Source organism: Rhodoferax sp. (assembly GCF_034519335.1).
Taxonomy (GTDB): domain Bacteria; phylum Pseudomonadota; class Gammaproteobacteria; order Burkholderiales; family Burkholderiaceae_C; genus Allorhodoferax.
The window spans coordinates 86,435-93,545 of sequence record NZ_JAXHOL010000022.1 but is presented as its reverse complement, the minus strand read 5'-3'; the positions used below and the strand labels follow the sequence as shown (position 1 = coordinate 93,545).

Genomic DNA, 7,111 nt, shown 5'->3' with positions numbered 1-7,111 from the left:
GGAACTTGCCCGAGGCCGAGATGATGGACAGGTCGGCGAAGTCCAGACCGGTGTGGTCGGTGGGGCTGAAGTTCAGGATGAGGCCACCCAGGTCGAACTTGCCCAAACCCTCGAGTGCGGTTTGAAGTTTTTCACGCGTGGCTTTGGGGCCCGCACGGCGCAGGGCCTCTACCAGCACCTTGGCAGACACAAAACCTTCCAGCATGGCGGGGCTGACTTCCAGGATGTCGCGCGTTTTGGCCAGCATGGCGGCTTCTTGCACCAAGGCATAGTTTTGTGACTGCGGTAGCACCTGGCTCACGATGACACCGCGCGCGTCGTCGCCCAGCAGTTTGATGAAGCCACCGGATGCGTTGTTGGACAGGGTGACGAACTGTGCAGCACTACCGGCCGCCTTGAGGGCCCGGATGGCTTCCACCACCGCCGTGCCCGAGCCAATCACCATGACGGCCTGGGGGCTCAGCTTGGCCATGGCCGGTGCAATTTGCGAGAAGTCGGGTTTACTACGGTCAAACTTGGAAATGGCTATGGCGGTCAACTTGGCGGCAGCCAGGCCTTTTTGGGTGCCCTCCAGGCCATCGGCACCAAAGCTGTCGTCCACGTGGACCACACCAATGCGGTTGACCCCAGTGGCTGCCAGGTGGGTGATGGCGCGCTCCGCTTCGCGCTGGTAAGTGGCGCGCACGTTGAACACATGCTTTTTCACGGGCTGGTGCAGCACCATGGCGCCCGTGGACGGGGCCACCAGCGGCACACCGTGCTGGTCCAGCAGGGGAATGATGCCTTCGGTATGTGGCGTGCCCCGTGTCATGAACAGGGCCAGCACACCGCGTTGCTCGATCAGCTCGCGCGCATTGGTCGCAGCCAGCTTGGTGTCGAACTTGTCGTCCAGCGTGATCAGTTCGATTTTTTCGCCGTTCACGCCGCCCTTGGCGTTGGTGGCATCCAGGTAGAGCTGTGCGCCCAAGCTGCTTTCCTTGACAGTGGCAGCCACCGCCCCAGTGACCCCCGTGGTTTGCCCTATCTTGATTTGACCGTGGGCGGTGAAGCCGGCGCTGGCAATGCAAAGCCCAAGTAGTGCAGAACGCAGGGATGTCATGGGAGTCTCCTGATTTTTAGTGACCGGATTACAGCATGCCCACAAGTCGCGGTGGCGACGCTCAGTCCTCCACAAACGCCTCTTCGCGCTTGGCCTTGATAGACGGCATGAGAACGACGACGAGCAGCAAGATGGCCGCTGCCAACAAGCCCGCCGAGAGCGGCCGGGTGATGAACACACTCCAGTCCCCACGGCTGAGCAGCAGTGCCCGGCGCAGGTACTCCTCCATCATTGGCCCCAGAATGAAGCCCAAGAGCAAGGGAGCAGGTTCCGTGCCCAGCTTGATAAAGATGTAACCAATGATGCCAAACAGCGCCACCATCCAGATATCCCAGGTGTTGTTGTTGGTCGAATACACCCCAATCGCACAGAACAGCACGATGGAGGGAAACAGCCAGCGGTAGGGAACGGTGAGCAGCTTGATCCAGATGCCAATGAGCGGCAGGTTCAGCACAATCAGCATCAGGTTGCCAATCCACATCGAAGCAATCAGGCCCCAGAACAGTTCCGGGTTGGCCGTCATCACCTGGGGACCAGGCTGGATGTTGTGGATGGTCATGGCCCCCACCATCAGCGCCATCACGGCGTTGGGCGGAATACCCAGGGTCAAGAGCGGGATGAAGGAGGTCTGGGAGCCAGCGTTGTTGGCGGCCTCAGGCGCTGCCACACCGCGGATATTGCCCTTGCCAAACGGCACTTCACCGGGATTGAGCTTGGTCTTCTTCTCCAGGGTGTAGGCCGCAAAGGCCGCCATCACCGCACCACCACCGGGCAAGATGCCCAGCAGCGAGCCCAGGGCGGTACCGCGCAAGACGGCCGGCACCATGTTCTTGAAGTCTTCCTTGGTGGGCATCAGGCCGGTCACCGAGGCGGCAAACACTTCGCGTTCGCTCTCGTGTTTGGAGAGGTTGTGGATGATTTCTCCATAGCCAAACACACCCATGGCGATGACGATGAAGCCAATGCCGTCGGTGAGTTCTGCGATGTCAAAGCTGAAACGGGCCACACCCGAGTTCACGTCGGTACCCACCATGCCCAGCAACAGGCCCAGCACGATCATGGCCACGGCCTTGATGAGGGAGCCCGAAGCCAGCACTACGGCGCCAATGAGGCCCAGGATCATGAGGCTGAAGTATTCGGCCGGGCCGAACTTGAAGGCCAGCTCGGTGAGCGGCGCTGCAAAGGCCGCCAGGATCAGGGTACCTACACAGCCGGCAAAGAAGGAGCCCATGCCGGCAGCCGCCAGGGCCGGGCCAGCACGGCCATTGCGGGCCATCTGGTAGCCGTCGATCACGGTCACGACAGACGAAGACTCGCCGGGCAGGTTGACCAGGATGGCGGTGGTGGAGCCACCGTACTGGGCGCCGTAGTAGATGCCGGCGAGCATGATCAATGCCGCCACGGGGGGCAAGGCATAGGTGGCGGGCAAGAGCATGGCGATGGTGGCCAGCGGGCCAATGCCGGGGAGCACGCCGATCAAAGTACCGAGCAAACAGCCGATGAAGGCGTAGATCAGGTTCTGGAAGGTGAAGGCAACGCCAAAGCCCAGCGCGAGGTTGTTAAAGAGATCCATGGTGTTCTGTCCTGGTATCGATGTCTGGGGTGACTCAGGCCGTGAAGTAGGCGGGCCAGACCGGGAACTGCAGTTTGAGCAGCACGATGAAGGCCAGGTAGCTCAACAGGGCCAGCAAGGTGGCCAGGATGAGTACGGGCTTGAAGGCGAATTCTTCGCCGGCGTTGCTGGCGATGAAGGTGAGCAGGTAGATGCCGATGATCAGGCCCAGGGGCTTCAAGCCAATCAGGGGCAGCCCGCCAATGCAGGCGCCAAACACGAGGTTGGCCAGGATGATGAAGAACAGGGGCTTCCAGGCGATCTTGCCGATCTTGTCACCGTCGGCGGTTTCCACCACCAGGGCTTTGAAGGTGATGATGCTGCCCAGGAAGGCCAGCAGCACGCCCAAGGCCAAGGGGAAGTAGCCAGGGCCCATGCGGGCTCCGTCTCCCAGGGTGTAGCCCGTGGCGCCCCAAGCAAAGGCTACGCCTACGCCCATGAACATCAGTCCTGAAAAAAAATCTTTTTGGCTTTGAATTTTCAAGTGGTGGCTCCTCGTTGTTGTTATCTGTCGGCAGCGCCCGCACAGGTGGGCAGGGGTGCATGAACGAACCGCGAAGGTTAGTCAGGACGCCGCCACGAGGTAACTGTGGCGTTCAACAGCTAGGGTTTACCCGGCCAGGGGCGGGGGCAATGCCTCGCGAACCGCATGCAGCCAAGCAGGATCGATACGCCGCGCCAGATCCGCCTGCACTGGCATGACCGCGGCTTTGAACCGCTGGCGTTGCGCCGCGCTGGGGGTGTGGATGCGCACAGCACCCGATGCGCGCAAAGCAGCCAGCGCCTTGTCGTTGTGTGCATCGGCGATGCTGTTCCCGTAGTCCAGCGCCTCGCGCAGCGCCTGTTGCATCAATGCTCGGTCGGTACCCGGCAGGTTGAGCCAGAAGCGCTGGTGTGTCACCACCGCGTACCCCAGGTAGCCGTGCTGGGTCAGGCTCAGATCTTTTTGCACGGCTTGCATGTTCTGGGTCCAGAAGTTGGACACCGGGTTTTCCGTGCCGTCCACCACGCCACTCTCCAGGGCCCGCCGGGTCTCGCTGAAAGGCAGCGTGACCGGATTGGCCCCGAGGGTGCGCATCTGCTGGGCAATCACGCGCGAAGCCTGCACCCGCATGCGCAGGCCCACAAAATCGGCAGGCTCCAGCAGCGGCCGGTTGGCGCTCATGTGTTTAAAGCCGTTGTCAAAAAAGCCCAGCCCCAGCAAACGCTGCCGGCCCAGGCGGTCCAGCAGGCGTTGCCCCACCGGCCCTTGGGTGAGGCGTCGCACGTCGGCCACGCTGTCAAACAGGAAGGGCAGGTCAAACAGCTCGAATTCGGGGAACCCTATGGGGCCAAACTTGGACAAAGACGGCGCCACCATGTCGATGGCACCGAGCTGCAGGGCTTGCATCTCGTCCTGGTCGCCATAGAGCTGGCCCTGCGGGTAGATCTGCACCCGCAGACGCTGGCCGCTGCGCGCTTCGACCAAGGCACGAAAGCGCTCCAGGGTCAGGCCCTTGGGTGTGTCGGGTGCCACCACATGGGAGAGGCGGATGGTCGTGCCCGCTGCCGCGCCGCCAGCCCCGGGCAGGGCTGCCGCAGCGCCCCACGCCAAACCACGCAGCCATTGGCGACGGCGCAAGGGGGCAGGGGAGTCGGGGCCAAGCATGCTCGTTATTATGCGAGTGCACTTTGCGCACCCATGCCCGACCGCTTACCGGACCCCTCTTTCAGCTTTGACCAGCTGCGTCGCGCCAACCAGGCGGACGTGGTGCGCAGCCCTTGGCCCGTCGGGTGGTTGCTTGGGTTTTTGGCCTTGGTGGTGGCCTCCGTGGTGGCACTGGTCTTGTACTTGCAGCACTTTGAGGCCGACGAGGATGCACGCCGCCAGGCTGCCGATGCGCAGTGGCTGGAGCAAAGCGTGCAGTTCCACTTTCGTCGGCTGGAAGATGACCTGCGCACCGCTGCCCGGCAAATGAACGAGGTGCAGGGCGGGCTGCTGTGGCGCGAGCCGGGCGTGTTGCTAGACCAGGGCTGGGTGGGGGCGGCCCAGATACCCGTGCCGGCGCGCTGGCCGGTCGATGAGGCCACCCATCCGCAAAATGCCCAGGCACTGGCCACCATGTACTCCACCACCAAAGGGCTGCGCCGGTCGGCCTACGCCGGCCCCATGTTGCAAGCCAATGGAGCCCTGACGGATACCGTGTGGCTGGCTGTGCCCTACTTTGAGCGCGGCCAATTCGTGGGTAATTACGTGGCAGCACTGTCACTGGACCGGGCCGTGGCTGCGCTGGTGCCCGGTTGGTTTGCCAAGGACCATGCGGTGCGGCTGGTATTGGACGAGGCGGCGTTGCCTGTGCTGCCAGAGAGTGGCTTGCAGCCGTTTCGCGCGGCCATGAATCTGGCGGGTTCCGACGTGTTTTTGGAGGTGACGCCAGTGCAGGAGCGGCCCGCCACGGTACCCCGCCTGTTTTTGCTGGTGGCCATGGTGTTCTTGGGCGGCATGCTGGTGAGCTTGTGGGCGCTGCGCCGGGACATCGTAAAACGCCAGCAGGTACAGGCCCGCTTGGAGGCCGAAGTAGCCTTGCGCACCGCCATGGAAAACTCGGTGACCATTGGACTGCGTGCCTGGGATCTGGGTGGCAAGGTGCTGTATGTGAACGATGCCTTTTGTCGCATGGTGGGCTACTCGGTGCAAGAGCTGGTGGGTGAGTCGGCCCCCATGCCCTATTGGCCTGAAGACCAGACCCGTGGGCTGCAGCAGGTGCACGATGACATCCTGGCCCAGGGCACACAACAACAAGGCATCGAAGTGCAGTTCCAGCACCGCAGTGGCACGCTGGTCGATGTGCTGATCCACGAGGCACCGCTGCACACTGCCGATGGCACGCACATCGGCTGGATGAGCTCGGTGCTGGACATCAGCGAACGCAAACGCGCCCAGCGTCTGGCCGCCCAACAGCAAGAGCGGCTGGACGCGACAGGCCGCTTGGTGGCGGTGGGCGAGGTGGCATCCACCTTGGCGCATGAGCTCAACCAGCCGCTGGGTGCGCTCAGCAGCTTTGCCACCGGTTTGCTGAATCGCCTGCATGCAGGCAGCATCAGCCCGCAAGACACGGTGCCGGTGGTCAGCCGCATCGCGGTGCTGGCCGAGAAAGCGGGACGCATCATCCAGCGCGTCAATGCGATTGCCCGGCGCCGTGAAATCTCCTTGCAGCGGCTGGACCTGGTGGCGGTGCTGCAGCGCGTGGTGCCCGCAGGGGTGGAGGCCACAGGCCCGGTCTGGATTGCGGCGGACGAACTGTTGCTGGAGCATTTGGTCAACAACCTGCTGGGCAACGCCCAGGAGTCAGCCGCCCAGTCTGACGCACCTGCCCAGGTGCAGGTGCGGGTACATGCCGACACCACCCGGCAGGTGGCCGTGTTGTGTGTGGCCGACTCGGGCGCCGGTGTGCACGAAGAGGACCGCGAGCATGTGTTTGAAGCGTTCTACAGCACCAAAGATGGTGGCATGGGCATGGGCCTTGCCATCTGCCGCTCCATTGTGGAAGCCCACCACGGCGAGATTGCGGTGGACCGCGACCCGGTGCTGGGCGGTGCCCGTTTTACAGTGGAGCTGCCCCTGGCCTCACAATACGCCCCCGAGGCAGACACCCCATGAGCACCACCGCCATCCATATTGTTGATGACGACCCCGACATGCGGGATGGGTTGGCGTGGCTGTTTGACTCCCGTGGCCACCAGGCCACCACCTGGGATGGTGGTGCGCCATTTTTGGAAGCTGCCAAGGCCTTGCACGGCGAGTGGCCCCAAGCCGTGGTGGTGCTGGACATTCGCATGGTTCCCATGACCGGGCTGCAAGTTTTTGAGCAACTCAAGGCCATGGCCTGCCCCTGGCCGGTGTTGTTTTTGACCGGCAATGGAGATGTGGGCATGGCCGTGGCGGCGGTGAAGAACGGCGCGTGGGACTTCCTGGAAAAACCGTTTCAGGACAACGTGCTGGTGGACCGTGTGGAACAGGCCCTGGCCGCCGCCGCCGCCGATGGCAACGCGAACCAGGAAGCGCACCGCCTGCGTTACGCGCTGGCCTCACTCAGCCCGCGCGAGCGTGAGGTGCTGGACCAGCTCATCCTGGGCCACTACAACAAGAACATTGCCGACCACCTGGGCATCACCCAGCGCACGGTGGAATTCCACCGCGCCAATATCTTCGAGAAGATGGGCGTGAGCTCGGCCATTGAGCTGGCCCACAAACTGGGCCGCCTGCAGCCCATCGTCAAACCGCAGGCCTGAGGCTCCCGCGCGGTCCCCGTACAAACCCCAGTGGTGTGTGTGGCACGGAACTGGCTAGTATCGACCCGTAACTTGACCAATTGGTTAGGTTGTGAGCGATGAACTGGTGGCTGTGCTCCATTGTGGTG

6 protein-coding genes are annotated in these 7,111 nt (G+C 63.0%); 2 read left to right on the top strand and 4 right to left on the bottom strand.

The genetic code is table 11. The features are described 5' to 3' along the window. The 4 genes from U5O12_RS09575 to U5O12_RS09560 form a co-directional block, all read right to left on the bottom strand. The coding region (locus U5O12_RS09575; protein WP_322578412.1) for an ABC transporter substrate-binding protein at positions 1-1,099 on the bottom strand (1,099 nt) is incomplete at its 3' end. Positions 1,100-1,160: 61 nt separating this feature from the next. Further along, the gene (locus U5O12_RS09570) at positions 1,161-2,672 is read right to left on the bottom strand and encodes a tripartite tricarboxylate transporter permease (RefSeq protein WP_322577918.1); all 1,512 of its coding nucleotides are present in this window, start codon (positions 2,670-2,672) and stop codon (positions 1,161-1,163) included. Between the two features lie 34 nt (positions 2,673-2,706). Then, the gene (locus U5O12_RS09565) at positions 2,707-3,195 is read right to left on the bottom strand and encodes a tripartite tricarboxylate transporter TctB family protein (protein WP_322578411.1); all 489 of its coding nucleotides are present in this window, start codon (positions 3,193-3,195) and stop codon (positions 2,707-2,709) included. 126 nt (positions 3,196-3,321) lie between these two features. After that, entirely contained in the window at positions 3,322-4,359 is a 1,038-nt protein-coding gene (locus U5O12_RS09560) for a DctP family TRAP transporter solute-binding subunit (RefSeq protein WP_322578410.1), read from the bottom strand. A gap of 33 nt (positions 4,360-4,392) precedes the next feature. Here U5O12_RS09560 and U5O12_RS09555 point away from each other — a divergent pair, with 33 nt between their 5' ends. Together U5O12_RS09555 and U5O12_RS09550 are read left to right on the top strand one after the other, a co-directional pair. After that, on the top strand, positions 4,393-6,351 hold the full coding sequence (locus U5O12_RS09555; RefSeq protein ID WP_322578409.1) for a two-component system sensor histidine kinase NtrB: 1,959 nt from the start codon (positions 4,393-4,395) through the stop codon (positions 6,349-6,351). Continuing rightward, positions 6,348-6,983, top strand: coding sequence for a response regulator transcription factor (locus tag U5O12_RS09550; protein ID WP_322578408.1), 636 nt, complete (start codon positions 6,348-6,350; stop codon positions 6,981-6,983). Before U5O12_RS09555 ends, U5O12_RS09550 begins: the two co-directional genes overlap by 4 nt. Positions 6,984-7,111 lie beyond the last annotated feature (128 nt).

Coding starts and splice junctions, on each gene's coding strand:
- U5O12_RS09570 (WP_322577918.1), bottom strand. CDS start 2,672: ATGGATCTCTTTAACAACCTCGCGCTGGGCTTTGGCGTTGCCTTCACC.
- U5O12_RS09560 (WP_322578410.1), bottom strand. CDS start 4,359: ATGCTTGGCCCCGACTCCCCTGCCCCCTTGCGCCGTCGCCAATGGCTG.
- U5O12_RS09555 (WP_322578409.1), top strand. CDS start 4,393: ATGCCCGACCGCTTACCGGACCCCTCTTTCAGCTTTGACCAGCTGCGT.
- U5O12_RS09550 (WP_322578408.1), top strand. CDS start 6,348: ATGAGCACCACCGCCATCCATATTGTTGATGACGACCCCGACATGCGG.